Source organism: Persicimonas caeni (genome assembly GCF_006517175.1).
GTDB classification, from domain to species: Bacteria; Myxococcota_A; Bradymonadia; order Bradymonadales; family Bradymonadaceae; genus Persicimonas; species Persicimonas caeni.
Genome location: NZ_CP041186.1, coordinates 4,553,092 through 4,576,067 on the forward strand (window position 1 = coordinate 4,553,092; position 22,976 = coordinate 4,576,067).

The following is a 22,976-nucleotide window of genomic DNA, read 5'->3' on the forward strand; positions in this document are numbered from 1 at the left end:
ATGGCGAGACCGCCAACGCCCACCGGAGCCGACCCGCAACACCGGCAAAGCCCAAACGTCCCAATCGAAAACGTCGGACACAAAAGACCAACCCCCACGCTCCGCCCTCGAAGCGCTCCGCCAAAAGCGCGAGGCGGAGAAACGCGCCGAATAGGCCGGCGCGATCCGTCGGGAAGGCATTAGAGAAATTCGCCTCGTGCGTGCCGCCAGAGGACGATTTTAGATTTTTTGCGCAACAAAATCTCATTTCTGCCGAAAACCGTAATGAGGGGTGGACGTATCGTGCGCACGAATTTCCCCACAAATTTGAAACGGGCGGGTGAGTCGTCGTTAGATTTGGCTCGCCAGCTGGTGGCTGAGCCGGTGGGCACAGCCTGCGGCGGAACGGTTCCCCGATCCGCAAAACAGAGCCTTCGTAGCGAGCGTATCTTCGAGGAGAAGTTAGACCGTACCTCTTCGACGCGCTCGGCGGAGGCCGAGCCGGCAGTTTCGTCCTTGTGGCGAAACGCAGTTGTCGGATTTGCCCGGTGCGGGTTTGTTGATGCGTCGACGTCGGAGGTGGCGCGAAGATGGGCCTGTGCCATGAGGAGTGCCGCAGCGGCGTCGCTGTAGCTCGTAGGTCGTGGCGTCGGGGTGGGCATGCGCTCAGCGTGTGACCTATCCGAGGTGGCTTGAAAACGGGGCGGGCTTTGCCCGTTGGCCGAGCACAATCACAAGCAAATCCGCAACGCCCATGCCGGGAAAAGCAGCCGGCAGGCGCACCGGTGTATCATCGGCCGCTCCCTGCATAGCCGCTAACCAAGCCCCATGACTCACGACCGCGCCGCAGGCGTCAAGCCCTAGATCCCAAGCACGACGTCGACCAGCCGACGCCACTGCGTCCGACGCGTCTCCGAGGCCGGATAGCCCGCATAGAGCAGTTGGGCGGCGCCCATCTTTGCCAGGACGGGCGTGAGTTGGAGAGCCAGACGCGGGGCGCGCGCGGCGGCTTTGAGTTTGCTGGCGATGAGGTCGAGGTCGGGGGAGGGCATCTGCTGGAGCAGCCCTTGGGCGGCCATCTCGGCGTCCATCAGGCCGGTGCGCATCAGGGTTTCGAGCACCTCGGGCGACAAGGTCTGCGAGAAGCGTCGAAAGACGGTGTAGCCGGCGAAGAGGCCGCCGAAATGGCGTTGCCAGTCGCGGGTGTAGCCGGCTAGCCCGCGGCCTTCGGCGAGCGCGTCGGCCAGAAAGCGCGCGGCGACGAGGCCGGGGCCGATGCCCGAGCCGTGCGCCGAGAAGACCTGACAGGCTGCGTCGCCGATGACCGCGCGATTGCCCTCGTGAAAGCGCGCGTAGGGCCGCCGAATCGGGATGGCGCGCGAGCCGCCGAATTGGCGCTCGCCGATCCAGGGCTGGGCGGCGGCGAATTCCTGCAGAATCGCGTGCCCGGAGCGGTGCCCCTCAGCCGGGATGCTGCCGGTGAGCAGGCTGACGTGGTCGTCGTCGACGCGCACGTTCAAGATCGAGTAGCCGCCCTCGATGCCCGTAAAGCAGAGCGTGTGGCCCGGCGAGACGTCGTGCTCCTCGCAAAACCGCCGGGCCGCGGCGGTGTCAGTGACCGTGTGCACCGCCTGGGCGGCCGCGCAGATGTCGCGCGGCGCAGGGGCCGGGTGGCCCAACAGCCGCGCCCCGGTCATGCCCGACGCGTCGATGTACCAGCGCGCCTCGATCGGGCCGCGCGAGGTCTGCAGGTGCCCGTCGGCCATCCCCTCCACACGCGTGCTGCCGACGAGTTCGGCGCCGGCGTCGCGCGCGCCGCGCTGCAACCGCTCGACGAGCAGGCGCATGTCGACCTCCATCAACTCGTGGTCGCGCACGACCACCCGCTCGGGCCCCCAGCCGGCCACGAGGTGGAAGTCGACGCCCATCGCCATGCGCTCGGGCGCCTCGGGCCGGGCAATCCCGGCGCGGTCGAAGAAACTCGCCGGCACCCCGTTGACCCAGCGCGCGCCCGCCTCGGTGAGGTCGCGGCGCTCCACACAGACGGTCTCGAGGCCGCGGCGCGCACATAGCATGGCCGCGGCGGCGCCGGTCGTCCCGGCGCCGATGATGGCGACATCGGCGGTTCGAAAGGTTTGGCTCATGGCGTTCTCGGCAGCAGATCCACGTCAGGTGACCCAAGAGTCACTTTTGCCGACGCAGGATGCAAGTGTCGCTTTTGAGGAACCGCCTCACCCGTTCGGCGTGATCGTCACGCGGATCAGGTTTTCGAGCGCCGCGGAGCCCTCACAGGCTCAGCTCTCGGGCACTTCCACCCAGAACCAGCCGCGAAGATCGCCGGGGTTGAAGCCGGTGGCCTGGTCCTGGGGGTAGAGCTCGGCGACCTTCTCGGGCACGCCCTCGGCGAGCTTGTCGGCCGGGCCGTGGCAGTTGACGCACAGCTCGCCCATCTTGATGGGGGCGAGGTAGGCGAGCTTGTCGCCGCCGGTGCTTCGCATCACGGTCGGCTCGGTGGCGCGCGCCTCGACGAACGGCTCGGCCCACGTGGGCGGCTTGTTGTCGGGGTTGCGCAGCTTGAAGGAGGTGCGCCCGATGGCCACGCCCTTGTCGGTGTGGACCTTCTCGGCGATTTGCGGGGCGACCGTGTTGCACACGGCGACCGCCTCGGGAAAGCCCTTCTGGGCGGTGGCGCTGGTCAGCTCGTTGAGCAGCGTCTTGCCGAGCTCCTTTTGGGCCGACTTGGCCTTCTCGAGCTTCGCCTTGTCGGCTTCGGTCATCTCGACCGGGGCGACGATCTCCCAGCCCTCGGGGGCGTCGACCTGGGCGGAGGTGTCCTGTTGTTTGGCTTCGTCTTGCTTGGCTTCCTGCTCGGCGCCTTCCTCGGCCTCTTGCTCGGCTTTCTGGCCGTCCGCAGGCTCCTCGGCGGCGGCCTCTTCGTCTTGCGTCGCGGAGGCTTGCTCCTCGCCGGTTGAATCGCCGGGCTTCTCACAGGCCGCCAGGGCGAGTAACGAAGCGGCGAGCACGATGGTCAGATACGCTGGGGTCTTCATGATGGTCGTCGATCCTCATTGGGGGGGACAGCAAAGGCCCCTCTAAACTAGTACCGCTGCGGGTCGGGAACAAGTCGGGCGCGGCCACGTTATAGGCGACGAGCTTGAGTCTGGCTGCCGACGGGGGTAGATCGGACGCGACGAATGGATCTGTAGAGGAACACCGATGTCCAAACCGGCTGCATTTTTCGATCTCGACCGCACCCTCATCGACGTCAACAGCGCGCTTTTGTGGGCCCACCACGAGCGCGCGCAGGGCAACGTCAGCTCCTGGCAGCTCGCCCAGGCGACCTTCTGGACGGCGATGTACCACCTGTCGCTCATCGACATGGAGCGCGCGTTCAATGAGGCGGTCGCCTACTACAAGGGCGAGCCGTTCGAGACGCTCCAAGAGCGCACGCGCGACTGGTTTCACGACGAGATTCGCGCGCGGCTGCGCACCGGCGCCGCCGAGGCGATGGACGCCCACCGCAACGAAGGCCACCCGCTGGTCATCCTGACCAACAGTTCGTGCTTCGAGGCCGAGGTCGCCGCCGAGAGCTGGGGCTTCGACCACTGGCTGGCCAACCACTTTCCGGTCGACGCGCAGGGCTGCCTGCTGGGCACCTTCGCCACGCCGATGTGCTACGGGGCGGGCAAGGTCCACCACGCGCGCAACTGGGCCGAAGAGCACGGCGTCGACCTGGAGCGCTCGTATTTCTACACCGACTCGTACTCCGACCTGCCCATGCTCGAAGAGGTCGGCCAGCCGCGCATCGTCAGCCCCGACCCGAGGCTTCGACGCGTGGCCCGCCAACGTGGCTGGCCGATTCTCAACTGGTGAGACCCCCCTGAAAAAATTCGAGACGCATTCGGAGCGCTCGAGACGCATTCGGAGCGCTCGAGACGCATTCGGAGCGTTTGAGACGCATTCGGAGCGCTCGAGACGCATTCGGAGCGCTCGAGACGCATTCGGAGCGCTCGAGACGCATTCGGAGCGCTCACGACGCATTCGGCGCACCTTATGAGGGGGGTGAAAAAATTTGAGAGGGGGCTGAAACAGTTTTAGAGGGGGCTGAAAAAGTTTTAGAGGAGGGTGGAAATGCTCGAGAAGCACTCTGAAGGGCCTACAAGACACGCGGCGCATTTGAGAGAGGCATGGGAGGCGCTACGAGCCTCGCAGCGCGCTCACGAACCACGCGGCGCGCTCACGAGACACGCGGCGCGTTAGCGAGACACGCGCACGACCGCCGCGGTGATATTGTCGGTGCTCCCCGCCTCGTAGGCCATGTCGATGAGCGTCGCACACGCCTCGGCCGGAGCGCGCGTGCCCAACTCGTAGGCGATACGCGAGGCGCCGAGCACGTCGTGCAGCCCGTCGGTGCAGAGCAGGTACGTGTCACCTTCGCGCATCCGCTCGCGGCGAATGTCGGGGTTCTCCGGTCCCTCCTGCGAATAGCCCAGCGCGCGGCTGAGCACGTGCCTGTACCTGAACTTCTCGATGGGCGGCAGGTCGCAGGTGCCCGAGTCGTACAGCTCGTTATACATGGAGTGGTCGCGGGTGAGCTGCTCGAGCTCGCCGTCGCGCAGCCGGTAGATGCGGCTGTCGCCCACATGCCCCAACACTATGTCCTCGTCGGCGCAGGCGGCGACCACCACGGTGGTGCCCATGCGTGAGATCTCGCCGCGGCGCCGCGCGCAGATGGCCTGGTGGGCCAATTGCACCGACACGCTGACCATATTCTCCTCGAGGGTCAGCTCCCGGCGCAGCGGATAGGGCCACATGGCGTCCGACTCGGAAAGTTTTGCCGCAAAAAAGTGCCGGATCACCTCCACGGCCGTCTTGCTGGCGACCTCGCCGCCGGTGTAGCCGCCCATCCCGTCACAGACCACGCACAGGCCCATGTCCGCGTCGATAAAGTAGGCGTCCTGGTTGGTCTCGCGGCGTCCGGTCGTGCTCATGCCGGCTAGTTGAATCGAATTCATCGTCGTCTCCGTGCGCTCTCGTCGCTCGTCTTCACTCCCGGTCGGGCGGGGCGGCAGAGGTGCATAGCGAGAAGCATGCCAACGAGTTCGGGGTCGAGGTGCGAGGGGGCTGATGCTTGGCGGCGTTGTGATTAGTTTTATCAGCGCGCTGTTCTCCGAATCTCTCATCCCACCGAGGCCTCTCATGAGCAACCCAGAGCTTCTGGCGATCTATCTCCGAGACCACCACTCCACGGCCGGCGGCGCGATCGAATTGTGTCGGCGCGTCTCCAAGAGCAACAGCGAGAACGAGTTCGGCCGCAAGGCCGAGGTGTTGGCCGCCGAGCTCAGCCGCGACCGTACCGTTCTCGAGGAGGTGATGGCCGCCGTCGACGTCGACACCTCGCGCGTCAAGGACGCCGGCGCCTGGATCGCCGAGAAGCTCGGCCGGCTCAAGCTCAACGGGCGCGTGGTCAGCTACTCGCCTCTGAGCCGTGTGGTCGAGTTCGAGGCCTTGGCGATGGGCGTCGCCGGCAAGATTCGGCTGTGGCGCTCGCTGCAGATCGCGCGCCAGTCCGACGAGCGGCTGGCCGGCTTCGACTTCGACGCGCTCATCGAGCGGGCCCAGGACCAGCGCGCCACCGTCGAGACGCTGCACCAGAAGGCGGTGGAGGTGGCGTTTGTGGAGGGTGGCGGCGCTTGAGTCGGCAGCCGGCGGGGCACAAGGGGGAGCGTGAGGGTTATTGTGCGGGATTTGCGTCTTTTTTCTTGGATATCGCACAATTTGTGGCTTAACATGAACACGGAGTCACACGCCCGAGCGGAGCATTACGGAATGGCTGGCGACGAAGAGAGCACAAACGATTTTGCAAATGCCGGGGCCTCTGCGGGCCTCGAAGAAGATACCGGCGCCTACGAAGACAATGCGACGCGACAGGTGAGCGCCGATGCGCTCAAGCAGATCCGTGAGTCGACGGAGAATGAGGCCGTGCCCGAATGGCTCGCCAAGGTTCGCGAGCGCAAGGAGAAGGGCGGAGACGCGCCGGCCTCCAACGAGCCGCAAATGGGAGGACAGGCCAGCCGTCCCAAGAATCTGCTCGGCGATCTGAACGATTCGGACGATGACACTGCCGAACTCGAGAATGTGGCCACCAAGGCCATCAACCGGAACAGCTTGTCGGAAGCCCTCGCCGATTACGACGAGAGGACCAAGAAGGTCGATGCAGGCCAAGCCGTGCCGAAGGCGGGCATTCTTCGGGGGCGAAAGCAGTCGAATTCCAACAAGGCCGTCGCCGCCGAAGACCTCGAAGAAGCAGAGGCTCCGGAGGCAAACGAAGTTGTCGAGGCCCCGAAAGCTCCCGAAGCGCCGCAGGCTCCTGAAGAGCCCGAGGCGTTCGAAGAGCCCGAGGCCGTAGAGCCGCCAGAGCCTGAGGAGCCCGAGGCCGTAGAGCCGCCAGAACCTGAAGAGCCCGAGGCTGTCGAAGAGTTCGACGTCTCCGAAGAGCTCGAAACGCCCGAGACGCTCGATACGCCCGCTGAAATCGCCCCTGTGAGCGCCGAAGAGTCCTCCACCGAGGAGGGCGCTTCGGGTGGACTGGCGCCGACGGCGTTGTTCGTCCTCGCTCCGTTACTCTTTGTCGGGGCCGGGATTGCTTGGACCCAGGCCGACGCCCCGTCGTTGACCGATCCAATCATCATTGGACCCGTGGCCGCCGGAGCCGTCGCGCTGGTAGTTGCTTTGATGCTGCGCCGTTGAGCGCAGTTCTCCTCTCGATACGCCCGACTGTACCCGTCGATACGCCCGATTGTACCCGTAAAAAAAGCCACAATTTCCTCGAGTTGTTGCTGTTTTCGCGCCGAGGTGATACCTTGGTCGCCGATAAGTGACACGAATGGAAATCACTGCGCCTGCACACCTTGTGCGCTTGGCGTCAGTGTTGGGTGCTGGGGTGCCTTGCTGAGGCATGACTACCGACGGTGGCGAGTAGGTCCATGGGTGAGAAGACATCCTCGAAAGAGAAGAAGTCCGCTGGCGGAAAGGCACGCGGTGATGCGCACTTCGATCCGCAGAGCTTGATTGGCGAGGTTCTCGACGACCGTTACGAGATCGAAGAGTGCATCGGGCGCGGTGGCATGGGTGTGGTGTATCTGGCCAGCCAGAGCGCGCTCGACCGCAAGGTCGTCATCAAGGTGCTGCCGCCCACGTTTGCCGAGGACGAAGAAGCCTCGGCACGCTTCGAGCGCGAAGCGCGTGGCATGAGTAAGCTGCAGCACCCGCATATCGTCTCCATCTACGACTTCGGCTACCACGGCGATCAGGCCTATATCGTCATGGAGTACGTCGAGGGGATCACCCTTCGGCGGTTCATCAAGTCGACCAGTTCGGTCGACTTTTCGGTCTTCGGCGCCATCGCCCTGCAGATCTTGGAGGGCATCAGCGAGGCGCATTCGCTGGGGCTTGTCCACCGGGACATCAAGCCGTCGAATATCATGCTCACCGAGCGGCGAGGCGAGAAGAACTACGTCAAGATCCTCGATTTCGGCCTCGCCAAGCTGGTCAAGGGCTCGACGGACGTGACCAAGGAGCAAAACCTGGTCGGCTCGGTGGCCTTTTTGGCCCCCGAGCAGATCATGGGCAACGACACCGACGAGCGCGTCGACGTGTACGCGCTGGGCGTGTTGTTCTACTTCATGCTCACCGGCGAGAAGCCGTTTGTGGGCGACGACGACGTCGCAGTGCTCTACCAGCACGTCCACAACGAGCCCGAGCGCCTCGAAGAGCGGCTCGTCGCGGGCCACGATATCCCCAAGTCGGTCCTCGACCTCATCCACCGCGCCCTCGCCAAAGATCCGGCCGAGCGTTTCCACAACGCCGGCCAATTTTTGTTCGAGTTCGGCGCGTGCATCGACGGCACCGACATCTCTTCGCCGCACGTCAGCGGAGAATTCAACACCGCCTCGCGCGTCGCCAAGTTGAGCAGCCTGTCGCCCGACGACCCGAGCGCGCAGATCTCGCGGCAACGTCGGGAGACGCCGATTCACCAGGTGCCCGCCGACGCCACCCCGTCGCATCATTCGGGCCTGGTCGCCCTCGGCGCCGACCCGAGCACCGGGCAGGTGACTTGGGTGAGCGGCGAGCACTTGCTCAAAGTCGAGAAGCAAAACCGGCTGCGCAATATTCTGTTGGGCGTCTTCGGCGTGTTGTTGGTGGGCGGTGCGGCCTTCTTCTTCTATTCACAGCAAGCCGACATCCCCAGCCAAGAGAAGGTCCAGGGAGATATCGAGCAGGCGGTGGCGCTCATCGACAGCGGCAAGCTCGGCCAGGCCGAGGGCGCGCTGGAGATGGTCGAAGAAGACCTGAAGCACTACCCCGACCTCAAGAGCAAATACGTCGCCGCCGAGGACCGCCTCGAGATCGCGCAGTTGATGGCCAACGCCGCGCTCAACGCCGAAGATGGCGAGTTCGAAAAGGCGCTCGAGACCTACAAAAAGGTGTTGAGCCGCAACCCCAATCACGAGGGCGCCCGCGAGCAGTTGAGCGCAGTGCGCGAGAAGATGGACGCGGCCGCGGCGGAGAAGGCGGACGACGAGGCGAGCGCTGACATGGAGTTCGAGGCCGACGACACCGCCTCGAAGCCGGCGCCGACGCCCGAGCGAACGGGCGCGAAGGCTCCGCAGCGCACCCAGCGCTCGACCGGCTCCTCCAAGTCGACGGGAGCGTCGGGCGCGAAGGCCAAGCGGGCGAAGACGCAACCGTCGAAGAGTGCGAAACCCTCGACCCGTACGACGAAGAAGGCGACCGAGAAGGCCGCCAAGTCGGACAAGCCTTCCGAGACGGCTCCCAAGAAGACTACTTCCAACAAGTCGGCCTCCAAAAAGGAGAAGGCTTCGGACGACACGCTGCTGCTTCCCTCCGACAAGGAGTCGGGCTCGGACGACGACCCGAGCGGCGGCGACCTGTTGCCGGCCGACGACGGCAGCGGCGGCGGCGACCTGTTGCTCGACTGAGTCCATCGACAAAACGACTCGTGAAACGAGAAAAGCCCCGCCGGCAATCGAGCCGGCGGGGCTTTTTAGCGTGTCAGGATGCCGCGTGGCCTGTGGCCTTACGGCGTCGGAATCGGCTGCCACACGCCGTGATTCTCGCCGGGGATGAGCCCGTAGACCTGGGTGGGGACACCCTCGTAGACGGTGCTTCCGCCGCCGGTCTGGCGAGAGGTGACGCTTAGCAGCAGGTAGTTCGAGCGCACCGTACCGACGTTGACGTCGTTGTCGAAGGTGAAGTCGAGCGCACCGGAGACGCCGACCATGTCGATATCTCCGCCGTTTTTGAGGGCTTCGCGCGCGTCCCCCGGGAAGCTCGTGTTCTCCTCGAGCACGATCTCGGTGCCGGTATCGGCGTTCTGCAGGCGACCCTCTTCGATGACCTGGGTGACGTTGGCGCCGCTCAAATCGCTGCCCGAGGGCACGCCGGCCATCGCGAAGATGGCCATGTACGCGCCGTCGTAGGCGACTCCACCGACCGAGGTCTGCGCGGGCGCCGAGAAGGTGATCGAGTAGCGCTGTTGCCACTTCGTATAATACGGCTGGTTGAAGATATTGGGCGCAATCGCCTCGACGTTGCCCATCAGCGCTTCGCTCAAACCCTGGTCGCCGGCGAACATATTCGGGGAGTCGGCGGCGCCGCCGTGGCTGAAGACGTAGCGCTTCGACAGGGCGGCTTGTTGGCTGGGAAGCGCCGAGATGTAGCCCTTGGCCAGCGAGGCGGTCTCGCCGGTGCCCACGAAGAGCACGATGTCGGCGGTCGGCAGCGCGTCGTTGCCGCTGAGCGCGGCGCCGATGACGTTGCCGAACTCTTGGGCGATGCGCGTCTCGTCGAAGTCGAGTGAGGCCGGGTCGGCGTACTTGTAGAACTTGACCGTCGCGTCGGCGTAGCGGTCGGTGAAGCGGCTGATCAGCAGGCTCTGCAGGTCGCGGCCGTACTGGTCGTCTTTGTAGAAGACGGCGACCTGCGGGGTGCTGTCTTTGCAGGGCGTGTCCGGCTTGGTGCTGTCGAAGACGTAGCCGGGGCCGAAGGTCTGCTCGCAGGTGGTGTCGTCGGTGCACTCGCTGCCGGCGCGCGCCACGCAGCTTTGCCAGCGAAGATTCTGGGTGCGGTCGACGATGGCCGAGGACTGGTAGCGGTCGTTGGCGATAATCTGGAACGAGTGCTTGCCAGTCGACTCGAGGTTGCCGATGGCCGGGGACGTCGCGCCGATGGCGATGGCGCCCATCGGGTCGTCGAAGGTGCCGTCGTTGTCGGCGTCGACGGCGGCGACTTCGCGCACGGTGTCGAGGTAGGTGCTACTGGTCAGCGGGCCGACCACGATGGGCACGCCGATATCCTTCATGTGCTGGGCGACCTCTTGGCCGGTCTGCGAGCTTCCGCCTTCGCAGTGCAAGTGGGCGACGGTGTGGCCGCTGGGGAGGGTGAAAGCGTTGCTGGCGTACTCGATGACCGCCATGCGTACGCCGTTTTTGATGGTGGTGCCCAGTCCCTGATAGGCCGCGCCCTGAGTCGGGATGATCGAGCCGAGCAGGATGATGTTGTCGCGGTCGCTGTTCGGGTAGTAGATGTCGTCGCACGAGGCGTGCGCGGTGTCCACGCAGGTGCCCGACGGGGCGCAGTAGTAGCTGTCGCCGAACCGGTCGATGCATTCTTGCGTGATGGCGCAGACGAGCGACGGTGCGTCCGGCTCGTCCTCGACGTCGTTGGTGTCGCTCGGATCGACGTCGCCCACGTCACCGGCGTCGGCGTCGCCCCCGGCGTCTCCGGGCGGCTCGATGGTCTGGCACACGCCGCTCTGGCAATTGGCGTCGGCGCCGCAATCGCTGTCGGTGCGACACTGTCGATTGTCGTCGACCACGCACTGGTTTTGATCACATACGTAAAACTCGCCCTCTGCGGGCTGTTCGATCTGGAGACAATCACTGTCGACTTCACACTCGGTGAAATCGTAGCGCAGTGAGCAGCCGCCTAGTGCCGTGAGCGCTCCGGCAAAGAGCACCAGGCTGGCTAGCCTCATCCCTATCTTCTTGTGTCGTGACTTCATGAAAAACTGCCCGCTATTCGTTGGGGTTGCGTATGCCCGGATTTCTTTCGCGCGTTAAAACTCGACCGAAAAGGTCATGCCTGCCCCCTCGGGGCCGACCTGGGGAGTCAGTTGCATCGCCGTTTGGTCGGCCGGCACTTCGGTCTCCGACGGGGAGAGGAAGAAGTAGACGCCCAGGCCGGTCATCACGACGCCGAGGCCGAGCATCGAGTCGGCCACGATCGACGAGGTTTCGCCGGTGGAGGCCGCGTCGCGTCGTGCCGTGCGCGTGTCGGCGTTGGCGAACTCGTCGTTGGCGTCACGCGCCTGCAGCGCGAAGTAGCCGGCGCCGCCGTACGCAGCCAGCGCCACCCCCATGGTGATCCACGCCGCCGTGTAATCTCGCTCGACGCGCATCGGGGCCGGCTCGTCGACCTCTTTGGCCTCGGCGAGCTTGCGGTCGTCGTGCTTCTCTTGAATCTTGTCTTCGTCGACCTCTTTGCCTTTCTCCCGAAGCGCCACCACCTCACGAAGGGTGCTGAGCCGCTCGAGGGCATCCTTGCGCGCTTTGATATCGACGCCGGGCTCGGTGACGAATTTTTCGTAATGACCGATGGCGGCCTTGAAGTGGCCCCGCTTCTCCTCGATGCGCCCCATATTATAGAGCAGGTTGGGCACCTGCTTGAGCGCATAGGCTTTGGCGAACAGCTCGAGCGACTGATCGAATTGCTCGGCGCCGTAGGCCTTGGCGGCCTGGCGGGTCAGCGCTTTGTAGCGTTTGTCGACGTCGGCCTTCTGGGCGTCGGTCTTCTGGGCGTCGGCCTCCGGTTGGTTCGCCTTCTTTTCAGAAGACTTCTCCGAGGCGTCCGGTTTCTCTTGAGCCACTGCCGGGGCGAGCATGCCGAAACAGAGAGCAGCCGATACGACGGCTGACAGATACGTCTTTCCAGACATGGTTCTCATCCGTAAAAGGATAGCGAAGTTATTGGCTTCTTTGTCCTTAGTGTAGCGCGGATTGGGGGAGAAAATCCAGCGAGCCGTGCACTGTTTTTCTACACGGAAGACATTTGTGTTTGAGAACCAGTCGACGTGAGCTTTAAATACCCTCTTTGGTTATCAGTTCAGCCCGCATTGCTTCATGAACAGGTCGAGCTTCTGGGTCTCGCCGGGCAGGTCGACGTGGGTGATGTGGGTGATGACGCCGCGCTCGGGGTCGACCTCCAGGAGCTGCTCGCTCTGGTAGTGAAGCCGGTGGTCGTCGCAGCTGACGTCGTCGACATAGCGCACCCGCACCAGAGTTTCGGAGACCGGCCGGATGGAGTTGTCGTGGTAGACCTCGTCGAAGGTGCGCTTGGTCCACTCTTCGCTCTGCTCGAAGCTGTCGATAATCTTGTCGCGCCCGACCATGCGCCGGCCGCGAAACGAATAGATGGCCGCACCGGCCAAGAGCTTGCCGGCGGCCTTATAGTCCTCGACGTCGATGGCGCGGGCGAACTGACGGGCGACTTCCTGCACGGTGTTCGGAGTGGTCATGGGTGTCCTCGCTGATCTCGATCATGTGCTTTGCTACGAAGTGTCGCTACACTAGGCGTCGTGATGAAGTGTATGTAGCTGAACGACGTATCGGCAAACGCATCGGGCTCGAGCGGGTGTTCCTTTGAAACCCGCGCCCCCGAGCGAACATCGAAAGCGTAACCGACACGTCGAACCTTGGCGCGGAGTGACAGATGCCAACCGATATTGCCTCGACTGCCAATTCGAACCCTGCAGAAGCGACGAATTCGAAAGAGAAGCGCCTCCAGACGCTTGGCGAGGAGATCGCCAACGCCATCACCCACGGGCTGGGCCTCGTGCTCGCCATCATCGGATTGGTCGTGCTCGTCATCAAGGCGGCGACCACCGGCGAGATGCTGCATATCGTCAGCTCGAGCATCTACGGGGCGACCCTGGTCACGCTCTACTTGGCGTCCACGCTCTATCACAGCGTGCAGACCCCGCGGGTCAAGCGCTGGCTGCGCGTGTTCGACCACACCGCCATCTACCTGCTCATCGCAGGCACCTACACGCCGTTTATGCTCGTCTCCCTGCGCGGTGGCTGGGGCTTTACGCTCTTTGGCATCGTTTGGGGCTTGGCGCTGGTGGGCATCCTCTACAAGCTCTTCGCCTTCGGTCGCTTCAAGAAGCTGTCGCTGGCGCTGTACCTGGGCATGGGATGGCTCGCCATACTCGCCATCGAGCCGCTGTGGGAGAGCCTGCCCACTGGCGGCCTGGCGCTGATGGGCGCCGGCGGACTCGCTTATACCCTGGGCGTCATCTTCTACGTGCTGCAGCAAAAACGCTTCTTTCACACCGTCTGGCACCTGTTCGTCATGGGTGGAAGCGCGCTGCACTACGCCGCGGTGCTTCTCTTCGTGCTGCCCTCCTCGCCGATAGGATAACCCCTCGCAAACAGTTGAAGCGAGCCGGGCGGGCGGTAGATTGCAGAGGAGCCAACACTGCATCTACATCCGCCCACGGCACTCATGAACATGAACACAAGGCTTGCTGGTGCGCTCGTCTTCGCTGCGTTGATGGTCCCTCAATCGGCATTCGCCGATGACGGGCCCTGGATCGACGGCAACCTGGGGGCGTTCGGCGGGATGACGTTGTTTCCCGACACCGCCTACGTCGGCAGCTTCGGCCCGCAGGCCGACTTGGTCTTCGGCAAGCCGGGCTGGGCGTTACGTCCGCACGTGGGCGCGGGCTTCTCGTTCAACGTCGGCCCGGCGCCCTACGACTCCCATCTGTTGGCCGAAGCGGGCGCCGCGCTCGGTTTTCTGGGCGGCGCGCAGCTCGGCGTCGGCTCGGTCTTCGTGCCCCAGGACGGCGCTCTCCAGTGGGAGACGATGTACGTCGGCCTCAAAAAGGCGCTCTTCGCCGTGCCCATCCCCGACCCCTCCAACAGCACCCGCGAGACGGGCATGCAATTCGAGCTCGGCCCCTACTTTCGCTACCACTGGGGCATCGGCGACGACACCTCGCCGTCGTTTCCCTCCGCGGGCATCACGTTTGGCATCTCGCGTGAATAATTCGCACGCGCTGTACTCGCGTCGCTCCGTGCGGCACAATGCCGCCGGTGACCACCATTTTGGATGTTTCGAGGTGGATTTTGCGACGTTTATTATGTGTGACTTTTGGCCTCGCCGCCCTGCTGGCGGCGGGCGCCGAGGCGGCGGCGAGCCCCTTTGAAATGTATGGCGCCGGCGGAAGGGCGGCGGCGACCGCCGGGGCGCAGACCGCCTCGGCCGAGGGCTCGGCGGCGATCTTCTACAATCTGGGCGCGCTCGCCCACAGCGAGTCGAGCATCAGCGTGGGCATCATCGGCGGGATCAACCGCTCGCGCATTCTGCTGATGGACCGACCGTCGGGCTACGACGTGCCCGACCTGGGCCCCCAGTCGCCGGCGGTGCCGTCGGGCTCGGAGCCCAACCCTCGCCAAGATACCACCGACATCGACTCGCTGTATGCGTTCAACCTCGGGGCGGTGACCTCGTTCGGTATCGAGAATTTCCGCGCCGGCGTGCTCCTCAGCGTGCCGTCGTCGGGCTACGTCGACGTGAACACCCACTTTCCCGACGAGCGCGAGCGCATCTTCAGCAACCAGCTCCACTTTACGCTCATCGACCGGCGCGTGCGCCGCATGGACCTCGAGCTTGGCGTTGCCTACAAAGTCGCCGACTGGCTGTCGGCGGGGCTGGGCGCGGCGTTCGTGCCCGGCTCGGGGATGAACACGAGCGTCTTTATCCCGGATGTGAGCGACCAGGGCGACGTCGACGTCAACTCCGACATCGACACCGAGAGCAACTGGGGCTTGATGGCCGGCGTGCTCGTCGACGCGACCGACGACTTGAGCTTCGGGCTGCAGCTTCGAAACGAGGTCTACTTCCGCATTCAGGGCACCAACAATATCCGCCTGGGCACCGAGGGGGGCGAGGACGAGCGCATCATCGAGCAGGAGCTCGACTGGACGCCCAGCTACTCTCCGGCGAGTGCGGCGGTGGGCGTGGCGTGGACGGTGGGGCGCGCGCAGATCTTGGCCGACGCGCGCTACGAGCGCTGGTCCGATTTCAGAGACACCCACAGCCAGCCCACGAACTTCGAGGACACCCTGTCGCCACGGCTCGGCTTGGAGTACGAGCTCGAGTCGGGCAGCGACCTGCGAGCCGGGCTGGGCTGGGTGCCGAGCCCGGTGCCCGACCAGACCGGGCGCACCAATTACGTCGACAACGACCGGCTGATCACGAGCGCCGGCGCCTCCTACACCTTCGACGCTTTCGGCGCACCGCTGCAGCTCGACTGGGCCCTGCAGATGCAGCTTCTGTTCACCCGCGACACCGAAAAGGCCGTGCGCGGCGACTATCCCGACTGCGGCCCCGGCGTCGAGGCGCTGTGCGACGAGGTGCCCGACGACACCTCCGACCCGCGCACCGGCCAGCCCTACGACGCCGCACAGGGCCTGCAGACGGGCAACCCGGGCTTCCCCGGCTTTACCTCCGGCGGCTGGCTCGGCGCGGTGGTGCTCGAACTCTCCTGGCTTCCCGAGGATTGAGCTATGCGACGAACACGGACGCAAATCGTATCGGCCACCTTGTTTGTAAGCATGTTTGTGAGCGCGGGTTTGCTGGCGAGCGCCTGCGAGATCGACCGCGGTGAGTCGAGCTTTCCCGACCAGGAACTCGTCGACGCCGGCGTGGCCGATACGGGCACCTCGATCGATGGCGGCATCGGCCAGGGGCCGGGCGCCGGCACGATGACGGGCACCTGGCTGCTGTACCACGAGCGAAGCACCTGTGTGTTGCGCCAGGAGCAGCTCACCCACGCCACCTACGTCGTCGAGCTGGAGCAAGACGGGGCGACCGTCACCGAGACGCGTCGGCTGTGCGATACGCAGCTGTCCGAGATTCTGGGCATGCAGCTCGAGATCCCCGACGTCGTCCTCGAGAATATCGAGTTCGTCTCAGTCGATCGGGGCGTCGTCTCCACGCTACGCGTCGGAGGCACCTATGTGTCGGCGACCGAGGTGGCCCTGTGGGGCCTCGACCTCGACGAACCGACGACCGAGGCCATCCCCAGCGAACCGGAAGACCCGCGCGTGGTCGACAGCGACGGTGACGGCAATCCCGGGGTGACCTTCGAGGTGGGCTCCGATTGCCGGCGCTATCAGGGCCAGCGCCAGATCATCAAATATCGGGGGAGCTTCACCGCGCCCAACCAGATCGACGGGCAGTCGACCGGCGTGACCGACGTGGTCGCGTTGGGCGGCTCGAAAGATTTTTGTGCCATCGCCCCGCCGGTCGAGTCGAACGACCCGCACAGCCGCTTCCGAATGGTGCGCGTCGACGGGCGCGGGGGCTCGTTCGACGCCGACACGGATGGGGACGGCCAGGTGAGCTGCGAAGAGGCGATGGCGGTGGCTCCGCTGGTGATGGACGATCGCGAGTCCGAAAACGCCAACTGCCAGGAGTGAGTCAGTCGAGCACTTCGTCGGCCTCGGTGAAGTCGAGGCGCAGAGTCTTGAGGAAAAAATTCACCGCGTCGGCGATCATGTCCGCCAGGCGCACCATGCCGCGCAGGCGCTTGAGCGTATTCTCGTCGGCGTCGCCCTCGCGGGCGTACTGCAGCGCGTCCTTGAGGTCGTCGCGCACTCGCTCGACCATCTCGAGTTCGCGCTCGCGGATGACCCGGCGCAGCATCTTCAGGAAGTCGACCTCGGCCACGAAATGCCAGGCGTTACTCCCCTGCACGCGCACCCGGTGGGTCACGCCCCACTGCTCGAGGTCGCGCGTGATCATCGACACGGCCCCCTTGGACAGGTCGAGCTGCTCTTGCAGGTCGGACGACGACATCGGCTCGTCACGCAAGTACAGCAGACACCAGGTGCGCCCGTGGTTGCGCTTGAACCCCCAGAACTCGATGACGTGGCCGACGGCGTTGACCGCCAACTCTTCCCAGCGCTCCAGAGCGGGGAACTCTTTGTCGTCTTCGGGCGAGATTCGGTAGGTATATCCTGTCATATGATCGCTCGTGATCGAGAGGCTTGCTCGGTGCGATACGCCGCACTTTAAACGATCGCCGTATTCTTTAGTAGGGGATTGCCGGGGCGACGAGACAGGCGCGACAACGCGTCCGCTCGCGTGCTACAAGAGTGTTCCAAGATACAAAAGTGTTACAAGAAGAGCGCGACGAGATAACACCACGCAGTGCCCGCTCGTTGGAGGTCGATCGCATGTCGCTGAATCAATCAGCCGTCTCCTGGGATGAGTGGGGGCAAGAACTCTCCGACGAGCAGAAAACAAAAGCCATTCGCAAGCTCGCCGAGAAATACTACGGCAGCCTGTCGGTCACTCAAGATGGCAACAAACTCGAGACTCGGATGAAGGTCGATCCGAGCACCGATTTTTATCCGCTGGTCTACCTATGGAAGGCGACGTATCCCGCCGGCAAAACGGTGCACGACGTCGTGACCTATCCGACGAGCTACGAGCGCGACGCCGCACCCGTCGGCGACAGCTCGACGGACACCTTCACCTACATCACCGCAACCGGGGCGAATTGGGCGAAACCGATCGGTGAAGCGCGCTTCGAGTACTGCGATGAGCCGGCCACCGGCTACGCTGCGCACGGTGAGTCGTGGACCTCGTACGACGAGTCCGACCCCCATGTTGTGCACCCGCCACCGCGTGTCGATCGCGCCCGATGGATTCGAGGTCGACAAAGAGAAGGGCGCTTCGACGCTGGCGCGCAAGAATATCCGGTTCATCCTCGCCCAGGAGAAGAAATTGAAGAAGGTGCTTGCGAAGGAGCGAAAGAGGCTGCTCGAAGAGAGTCCGGATTGGTCGGCCAGGTAGCCTCGTACACGCAGCGCCTCACAGATCCTCGCCCAAGCGATGCCAGTCGAGGCCGTCGTCGCTCGCCGGCCAAATGATGGCTTCGGCGCGGCCGCGAATATGGTCGCGGGGTACGGTGCCCCAACAGCGGCTGTCCGAGCTGCTGCCGCGGTTGTCGCCGAGCACGAAGACGTGGCCCAGCGGGACTTCGAGTGGCCCGAAGCTGTCATTTCGACCGTTGTGTTGCACACGATAGGTAGATTCGCCGAGGGTTTCCTCGACGATGGCTCGGTGTGGAAACAAATAGCGTCCAGTCTGTTCTTTTCGGATGAACTTGGTCGGTACTTCCTCTCCGTCGACGATCAGTCGGTTCTCTCGCATTTTAACTGTCTGACCCGCCACGGCCACGACCCTCTTGATGAATTGAGGCGGCGTCGTGCTCGTCAGCGTGGATTGCTGGACGCAGTGTTTCTGATTGTCTGGCTGTCGGGCGAGGTAGGCTTTGGCGCTCTTCTGCGGGAAGTCGAACAGAATGATATCGCCGGGGGCGGCCGGCTCGAGCATCAGCGGCTCTCTAACCACGGCCAAGTGCTCTCCCACGCGGATGGTCGGCAGCATCGAGCCGGACGGGTGATTGAGAAACTGGACCAACCCGCGGCGGACGAACCAAGCCAGACTCGGCTCGTCGACGGTGACGTGGACAGCGTTGGTTTCATCGACGAGTTCGTAGGTGGGGCTGACTCCCTGCGGGGCCTTGTCGAAAAAGCGTTGCAGGTTGGCGACAAACTTCGGGCGTTGGCTCTCATCGCTAAAGTGAAAGCGAAACAAGGTGTCGAGACCGACGCGTTTGACGTCGAGGATCGCCGGGGCCCCGGCGGGTGTCCAGCGAATGGCCGCGGTCGCCTCAGCCCCCTTGGATGCAGCGACGAAGCTGGCGACCAGTTCTCTGTTCGCCTCTCCTTTGGCCACCGAATAATCCGGCGTCATCAGGGCCACTCCAGTCGGCTCGGCGTTGGCGAGGCGAAGCTGACCGTCGGCGGTCAACCCACTGTCGTCGGTGTGCATGCCGAGTAGGCAGCCAGCTTGCTTGGGCGCGAGGCTTCCCCGGATATCGAGGCGCCATACTGAGGGCCCGGCCCAAACGAAGCTCACCGATTGAATCGCCGTCTTGGGGTCGAGTTCGCCGCAGTTCTGTCCGCGGGCGAGCAACTCCGACATGATCGTTTGGCCCACCCCGCTCGTTTGTGTGTCTAGCGTCGCGAGCAGCTGGGTCTTCGCGGGGGCATGGCGAACAATCGGCGGCAGGTTCGCCGGCGCTTGTTTTGCCGGCTGGTCGGGCTTGGTTTGCTTCGCCTTGTCGCACGCCGGCAGAGTCGTGGCAGCGAGGGTCAGGATGAGGAGGGTGTGGGGGAGTTGGTGGTTGCGCATGGTTTGTTCGTGATTGGGTGAGGCTGATGACGCCTGCTAACAACAGGGAAGGTAACAGGCGAAGAGAAGCGCGTCGATTCGAAGGGGGCTCTTGTCTTGTCATGCGCATGCTCTAATCTGGCGGCAACCGCACGACGAGCTCTTCGACACGGACGACACGATGACCGAATCCTCCAACGAACGCATTCTTATGGTCGGCGCCGGCGCGGTGGGCCAGGCGTACGGCTATCATCTGCACCAGGGCGGGGCGGACGTCGCCTTTTTGGTCAAAGAGAAGTACCGCGAGGAGACCGAGGCGGGCTTCGTGCTGCACCGCCACCGCATGTTTCGCCGCCCCGACACCTTCGGCTTTGCCGACTTCGACGTCTACACCGACTACGACGAGGTCGAGAAGGTCGAGTGGGACCAGGTCTGGCTGTGCATGTCGTCGACGGCGCTGCGCGGCGAGTGGCTCGAGGACCTTTGCGGCCGCCTGGGCGACGCCACGCTCGTGTCGTTGCAGCCGGGCATCGCCGACGTCCATCGCGTCGAGGAGGTCTACGACCCGACGAAGGTCGTCTTCGGCCTGATCACGCTCATCGCCTACGGGGCGCCGCTGCCCGGCGAGGCACTGCCCGAGGGCGTGGCCTACTTTTTGCCGCCGCTCACGCCCATCCCGTTCTCGGGCCGCCCCGAGCGCGCCGCCCGGGTCGCCCACGCGCTCGCTCGCGGCGGCTGCCGGGCCACCGTCGACCCCAAGACCCCGCAACTGGCCGCCTTCGGCGCGGCGACGATGAACCCGGCCATCGCCGGCCTGGAGGTCGCCGGCTGGTCGCTCGAGCGCTTTCGCAAGACCCCGGCGCTCGAAATCGCCACGGCCGCGGCCAAAGAGGCGCTGCAGGTCGTCGGGATGTACCACTTCGCCAAGGTGCCCCTGTCGGCGCGCACCCTGCGCCGCCCCGAGATCCTCGGCCCCGGCCTGGCGCTCGCCCCGCCGCTGATGCCCTTCGACCTCGAGGTCTACCTCGAATACCACTTCACCAAAGTGGGCGATCAGACCCGCCAGATCTTGGCCGACTATATCGCGCTGGGCGAAGCTCAGGGCAATCCGACGCGTGCTCTTCGGGTGTTGCGGCGTCTGCTCGAGCCGTCGGAGGAGTGACGGCCTTGCTGAAGAGTCACGCCATCTAAATGGGGCGCGCTGAAAAACGCGCGTTAAAGATTTAGGGGCTGCGAGTTGTAACGATGTAGAGGTTGCGAGTTGTGTCGGTTGCGAGTTGTGTCGACGTCACTACACGCAACCCCTATGTCCTTATCGCCCGCAGTTCAGGGCGCCCTATGTAGCAGGCGCTGCTCCCCGGCAAGGCTTTCGACGGGAGAGACGACCCCCCTTGCAGCACCCGCCCCCAGGCTGTCGACACCCTCCAATCTCGTGAGTACGTTCCAAGTCGGTGCGTCAGCACTAGTTTCACCTTTGAGCGTTGCCTTCCGGAGGCACCGACATGGCAGAACCTTCCGACCAGAACTGCAGTACAGAGGGGCGCGAGCAGCAGTTGGAGGCTCGCATTGCCGAGCTCGAGGCCAAGCTCGAGGAGAGCGAGGAGCACACGCGCGCCATCTTGAACACCGCCGTCGACGGTATCATCACCATCGACGAACATGGGCTCATCGAGCAATTCAACAAGGCCGCCGAGCAGATCTTCGGCTACCGCGCCGAGGAAGTCATCGGCGAGAACGTCAAAATCTTGATGCCCTCGCCGTACCGTGAAGAGCACGACGGCTATATCGAGCGCTACCTGCGCACCGGCGAGGCGCGCATCATCGGCATCGGGCGCGAGGTCGAAGGCCAGCGCAAAGACGGCAGCGTCTTCCCCATGGAGCTGGGCGTCGGCGAGATGAACTTCGGCGGCGAGACCAAGTTCACCGGCTTCGTGCACGACATCTCCGACCGCAGGGAACTCGAAGAGCGGGTGCGCCGAAGCGAGCGCATGGAGGCGCTGGGCCAACTCGCCGGCGGCATCGCCCACGACTTCAACAACGTGCTGACGATCGTCAACAGTTACACCTACACCAGCATGGCCCATGACGACCTCGCCCCCGAGCTCGAGCACTACCTGAGCAAAATCAAGGACGCCGCCGAGCGCGGCGCGCGGCTGACGCGCCAACTGCTCGCCTTCAGCCCCGAGCAGATCGGCGAGCCGCGGGTGCTCGACCTGAACGAGGTGATCCGCGAGATCAAGGGGCTCGCCCGCAGTATCATCGAGGAGGATATCGAGTTCGAAGTCCGCCTCGAGTCGGACCTGCCGCGTGTCGAGGTCGACCCCGGCCAGATCGAGCAGGTGATCATGAACCTCATCGTCAACGCCCGCGACGCGATGCCCCGCGGCGGGCGGCTCAATATCCGCACTCACAAGGCGTACCTGTCCCCGGCGCTGCGCCGCAGCGGCTATCACCCGGAGCTGTCGCCGGGCGACTATGTGTTGCTGATCGTCGAGGATACCGGCGTGGGCATGGACGAGGAGACCCGCAGCCACATCTTCGAGCCGTTCTTTACGACAAAGCCCACCGGCAAGGGCACCGGCCTGGGGTTGGCGACCGTCTACGGCATCGTGCAGCGCTACGGCGGCCAAATCTGCGTGGAGAGCGAGCCGGGCGAGGGGAGCGCGTTCTATATCTACTTCCCGCTGGCCGAGTCGGAGGCGGCCACGTGGGTCACCGAGCGCGTCGCGCAGACGCGGCGGGAGTCGTCGGGCGGCGAGACGATCTTGCTGGTCGAGGACGAAGAGGACGTACGCGAGCCGCTCAAGCTCGCCCTCGAGGGGCGCGGCTACTCGGTCATCGAGGCCAAAAGCGGCAAGAATGCCATCGACGTCATCGACGCGTACGAGGGCCAAATCGACCTGGTGCTTACCGACGTGATCATGCCCGAGCTCAGCGGCGTCGAGCTGGTCGACCACCTGGCCAAGGAGTACCCGTCGATGCAGTCCATCCTGGTGTCCGGCTACAGCGGCGAGGTCCTGCAACGCAAAGAGATCAGCCCCCAGCGCGTGCGCGTTGCCAAACCGTACGACATCGACGAACTCGCCTCCCTGGTGCGCGACATGCTCGACGAGGGGCGCGCGTCTTGAGTGGCCCCTCCGGCGACTATGGCTCCGCCACGCCGTCGGAGGGGCCTCTACAACGACCCAAACCCTACTTCATCTGCAGCTTATTCAGGTCCTCGGGACCCAACCCAACGGCTTGCAACTGGTCGATGCGGTCCCAATAGAAGTTCTGCTCGACGACCTTGTCGTTCTCGTAGCGCGTCGAGGTCATCCCGCTGACGCGCACCGACTTGCCGGTGGGCTCGATGCCCAGAAACGGCCCGTTGTGGGTGCCCGTAAAGGTCCACTCCAGCGCGGTGCTGTTGCCGTTGGAGTAGTATTTGTGCTGCTCGACCTTCAGGTCGGGAAACGCCTCGCGGTGCATCCCCAGGAATTGCTTCAGGCCTTCCTTTCCGTCGAACGTCGCCATGGGGGTGTGGATCTTGGCGTTGTCGGCGTAGTAGCGGTCGATGGCGTCGATATCCCCCTTGTTCCAGATTTCGTCGGTGAGCTTGCGGCCGATCTCCTTGTAGTTCTCGTTGGCCATGGTTGTATCTCCTCACCCGAGGCGGTCGA

The 22,976-nt window shown here is 64.4% G+C and carries 20 protein-coding genes; 11 read left to right on the top strand and 9 right to left on the bottom strand.

All coding sequences use genetic code 11. The features are described 5' to 3' along the window. Window positions 1-839: 839 nt before the first annotated feature. Entirely contained in the window at window positions 840-2,123 is a 1,284-nt protein-coding gene (locus FIV42_RS16725; RefSeq protein ID WP_141198794.1) for an NAD(P)/FAD-dependent oxidoreductase, read from the bottom strand. A gap of 150 nt (window positions 2,124-2,273) precedes the next feature. After that, on the bottom strand, window positions 2,274-3,029 hold the full coding sequence (locus FIV42_RS16730; protein ID WP_141198795.1) for a Tll0287-like domain-containing protein: 756 nt from the start codon (window positions 3,027-3,029) through the stop codon (window positions 2,274-2,276). Window positions 3,030-3,195: 166 nt separating this feature from the next. Here FIV42_RS16730 and FIV42_RS16735 point away from each other — a divergent pair, with 166 nt between their 5' ends. Continuing rightward, window positions 3,196-3,852 (top strand): HAD family hydrolase, encoded by a 657-nt coding sequence (locus tag FIV42_RS16735; RefSeq protein ID WP_141198796.1) that lies wholly within the window; start codon window positions 3,196-3,198, stop codon window positions 3,850-3,852. A gap of 383 nt (window positions 3,853-4,235) precedes the next feature. Here FIV42_RS16735 and FIV42_RS16740 read toward each other — a convergent pair whose 3' ends face one another. Next, window positions 4,236-4,994, bottom strand: a complete 759-nt coding sequence (locus tag FIV42_RS16740; protein ID WP_168210713.1) for a PP2C family protein-serine/threonine phosphatase — start codon at window positions 4,992-4,994, stop codon at window positions 4,236-4,238. 184 nt (window positions 4,995-5,178) lie between these two features. Here FIV42_RS16740 and FIV42_RS16745 point away from each other — a divergent pair, with 184 nt between their 5' ends. From FIV42_RS16745 to FIV42_RS16755, 3 genes are all read left to right on the top strand, one after another. Continuing rightward, window positions 5,179-5,676 (top strand): hypothetical protein, encoded by a 498-nt coding sequence (locus tag FIV42_RS16745; protein ID WP_141198798.1) that lies wholly within the window; start codon window positions 5,179-5,181, stop codon window positions 5,674-5,676. Between the two features lie 132 nt (window positions 5,677-5,808). Next, complete coding sequence (locus FIV42_RS16750; RefSeq protein WP_141198799.1) at window positions 5,809-6,729, top strand: hypothetical protein; 921 nt, start codon at window positions 5,809-5,811, stop codon at window positions 6,727-6,729. 236 nt (window positions 6,730-6,965) lie between these two features. Further along, on the top strand, window positions 6,966-8,981 hold the full coding sequence (locus FIV42_RS16755) for a serine/threonine-protein kinase (protein ID WP_141198800.1): 2,016 nt from the start codon (window positions 6,966-6,968) through the stop codon (window positions 8,979-8,981). A 98-nt stretch (window positions 8,982-9,079) separates the two neighbouring features. On the opposite strand, the gene FIV42_RS16760 is transcribed toward FIV42_RS16755, so the two are convergent. From FIV42_RS16760 to FIV42_RS16770, 3 genes are all read right to left on the bottom strand, one after another. After that, window positions 9,080-11,065: an ABC transporter substrate-binding protein gene (locus FIV42_RS16760; protein ID WP_141198801.1), complete on the bottom strand. Its 1,986-nt coding sequence runs from the start codon at window positions 11,063-11,065 to the stop codon at window positions 9,080-9,082. Window positions 11,066-11,119: 54 nt separating this feature from the next. Continuing rightward, complete coding sequence (locus FIV42_RS16765; protein WP_141198802.1) at window positions 11,120-11,998, bottom strand: hypothetical protein; 879 nt, start codon at window positions 11,996-11,998, stop codon at window positions 11,120-11,122. 162 nt (window positions 11,999-12,160) lie between these two features. Then, window positions 12,161-12,577, bottom strand: a complete 417-nt coding sequence (locus FIV42_RS16770; protein WP_141198803.1) for a hypothetical protein — start codon at window positions 12,575-12,577, stop codon at window positions 12,161-12,163. 194 nt (window positions 12,578-12,771) lie between these two features. Here FIV42_RS16770 and trhA point away from each other — a divergent pair, with 194 nt between their 5' ends. From trhA to FIV42_RS16790, 4 genes are all read left to right on the top strand, one after another. Further along, window positions 12,772-13,482 (top strand): PAQR family membrane homeostasis protein TrhA, encoded by a 711-nt coding sequence (gene trhA, locus FIV42_RS16775; RefSeq protein WP_141198804.1) that lies wholly within the window; start codon window positions 12,772-12,774, stop codon window positions 13,480-13,482. A gap of 84 nt (window positions 13,483-13,566) precedes the next feature. Beyond that, window positions 13,567-14,112, top strand: coding sequence for a hypothetical protein (locus tag FIV42_RS16780; RefSeq protein ID WP_141198805.1), 546 nt, complete (start codon window positions 13,567-13,569; stop codon window positions 14,110-14,112). Window positions 14,113-14,192: 80 nt separating this feature from the next. Then, window positions 14,193-15,632: an OmpP1/FadL family transporter gene (locus FIV42_RS16785; protein ID WP_141198806.1), complete on the top strand. Its 1,440-nt coding sequence runs from the start codon at window positions 14,193-14,195 to the stop codon at window positions 15,630-15,632. 3 nt (window positions 15,633-15,635) lie between these two features. Beyond that, entirely contained in the window at window positions 15,636-16,550 is a 915-nt protein-coding gene (locus FIV42_RS16790) for a hypothetical protein (RefSeq protein ID WP_141198807.1), read from the top strand. Window position 16,551: 1 nt separating this feature from the next. Here the strand turns inward: FIV42_RS16790 and FIV42_RS16795 are convergent, their stop codons facing one another. Then, window positions 16,552-17,097, bottom strand: coding sequence for a GbsR/MarR family transcriptional regulator (locus tag FIV42_RS16795; protein WP_141198808.1), 546 nt, complete (start codon window positions 17,095-17,097; stop codon window positions 16,552-16,554). A gap of 212 nt (window positions 17,098-17,309) precedes the next feature. Here FIV42_RS16795 and FIV42_RS16800 point away from each other — a divergent pair, with 212 nt between their 5' ends. After that, window positions 17,310-18,008 carry a hypothetical protein gene (locus FIV42_RS16800; protein WP_141198809.1) on the top strand — a complete coding sequence of 233 codons (699 nt, stop codon included), beginning with the start codon at window positions 17,310-17,312 and terminating at the stop codon, window positions 18,006-18,008. Here FIV42_RS16800 and lepB read toward each other — a convergent pair. Next, the gene (lepB, locus tag FIV42_RS16805) at window positions 17,950-19,338 is read right to left on the bottom strand and encodes a signal peptidase I (RefSeq protein ID WP_141198810.1); all 1,389 of its coding nucleotides are present in this window, start codon (window positions 19,336-19,338) and stop codon (window positions 17,950-17,952) included. The genes FIV42_RS16800 and lepB overlap by 59 nt on opposite strands. Window positions 19,339-19,498: 160 nt before the next feature. Between lepB and FIV42_RS16810 the strand changes: the two genes are divergently transcribed. Continuing rightward, the gene (locus FIV42_RS16810; protein ID WP_141198811.1) at window positions 19,499-20,479 is read left to right on the top strand and encodes a ketopantoate reductase family protein; all 981 of its coding nucleotides are present in this window, start codon (window positions 19,499-19,501) and stop codon (window positions 20,477-20,479) included. Between the two features lie 340 nt (window positions 20,480-20,819). After that, on the top strand, window positions 20,820-22,445 hold the full coding sequence (locus tag FIV42_RS16815; protein WP_141198812.1) for a hybrid sensor histidine kinase/response regulator: 1,626 nt from the start codon (window positions 20,820-20,822) through the stop codon (window positions 22,443-22,445). 64 nt (window positions 22,446-22,509) lie between these two features. Here the strand turns inward: FIV42_RS16815 and FIV42_RS16820 are convergent, their stop codons facing one another. Further along, a complete protein-coding gene (locus FIV42_RS16820) occupies window positions 22,510-22,947 on the bottom strand; it encodes an ester cyclase (protein WP_141198813.1) in 438 nt (145 codons plus the stop codon). Window positions 22,948-22,976 lie beyond the last annotated feature (29 nt).

What these genes read in the sequence shown, in the direction of transcription:
- FIV42_RS16730 (WP_141198795.1), bottom strand. Translation starts at nt 3,029, where the DNA reads ATGAAGACCCCAGCGTATCTGACCATCGTGCTCGCCGCTTCGTTACTC.
- FIV42_RS16750 (WP_141198799.1), top strand. Translation starts at nt 5,809, where the DNA reads ATGGCTGGCGACGAAGAGAGCACAAACGATTTTGCAAATGCCGGGGCC.
- FIV42_RS16725 (WP_141198794.1), bottom strand. Translation starts at nt 2,123, where the DNA reads ATGAGCCAAACCTTTCGAACCGCCGATGTCGCCATCATCGGCGCCGGG.
- trhA (WP_141198804.1), top strand. Translation starts at nt 12,772, where the DNA reads ATGCCAACCGATATTGCCTCGACTGCCAATTCGAACCCTGCAGAAGCG.
- FIV42_RS16770 (WP_141198803.1), bottom strand. Translation starts at nt 12,577, where the DNA reads ATGACCACTCCGAACACCGTGCAGGAAGTCGCCCGTCAGTTCGCCCGC.
- FIV42_RS16820 (WP_141198813.1), bottom strand. Translation starts at nt 22,947, where the DNA reads ATGGCCAACGAGAACTACAAGGAGATCGGCCGCAAGCTCACCGACGAA.
- FIV42_RS16765 (WP_141198802.1), bottom strand. Translation starts at nt 11,998, where the DNA reads ATGTCTGGAAAGACGTATCTGTCAGCCGTCGTATCGGCTGCTCTCTGT.
- lepB (WP_141198810.1), bottom strand. Translation starts at nt 19,338, where the DNA reads ATGCGCAACCACCAACTCCCCCACACCCTCCTCATCCTGACCCTCGCT.
- FIV42_RS16810 (WP_141198811.1), top strand. Translation starts at nt 19,499, where the DNA reads ATGACCGAATCCTCCAACGAACGCATTCTTATGGTCGGCGCCGGCGCG.
- FIV42_RS16745 (WP_141198798.1), top strand. Translation starts at nt 5,179, where the DNA reads ATGAGCAACCCAGAGCTTCTGGCGATCTATCTCCGAGACCACCACTCC.
- FIV42_RS16790 (WP_141198807.1), top strand. Translation starts at nt 15,636, where the DNA reads ATGCGACGAACACGGACGCAAATCGTATCGGCCACCTTGTTTGTAAGC.
- FIV42_RS16800 (WP_141198809.1), top strand. Translation starts at nt 17,310, where the DNA reads ATGTCGCTGAATCAATCAGCCGTCTCCTGGGATGAGTGGGGGCAAGAA.
- FIV42_RS16795 (WP_141198808.1), bottom strand. Translation starts at nt 17,097, where the DNA reads ATGACAGGATATACCTACCGAATCTCGCCCGAAGACGACAAAGAGTTC.
- FIV42_RS16760 (WP_141198801.1), bottom strand. Translation starts at nt 11,065, where the DNA reads ATGAAGTCACGACACAAGAAGATAGGGATGAGGCTAGCCAGCCTGGTG.
- FIV42_RS16740 (WP_168210713.1), bottom strand. Translation starts at nt 4,994, where the DNA reads ATGAATTCGATTCAACTAGCCGGCATGAGCACGACCGGACGCCGCGAG.
- FIV42_RS16735 (WP_141198796.1), top strand. Translation starts at nt 3,196, where the DNA reads ATGTCCAAACCGGCTGCATTTTTCGATCTCGACCGCACCCTCATCGAC.
- FIV42_RS16815 (WP_141198812.1), top strand. Translation starts at nt 20,820, where the DNA reads ATGGCAGAACCTTCCGACCAGAACTGCAGTACAGAGGGGCGCGAGCAG.
- FIV42_RS16780 (WP_141198805.1), top strand. Translation starts at nt 13,567, where the DNA reads ATGAACATGAACACAAGGCTTGCTGGTGCGCTCGTCTTCGCTGCGTTG.
- FIV42_RS16755 (WP_141198800.1), top strand. Translation starts at nt 6,966, where the DNA reads ATGGGTGAGAAGACATCCTCGAAAGAGAAGAAGTCCGCTGGCGGAAAG.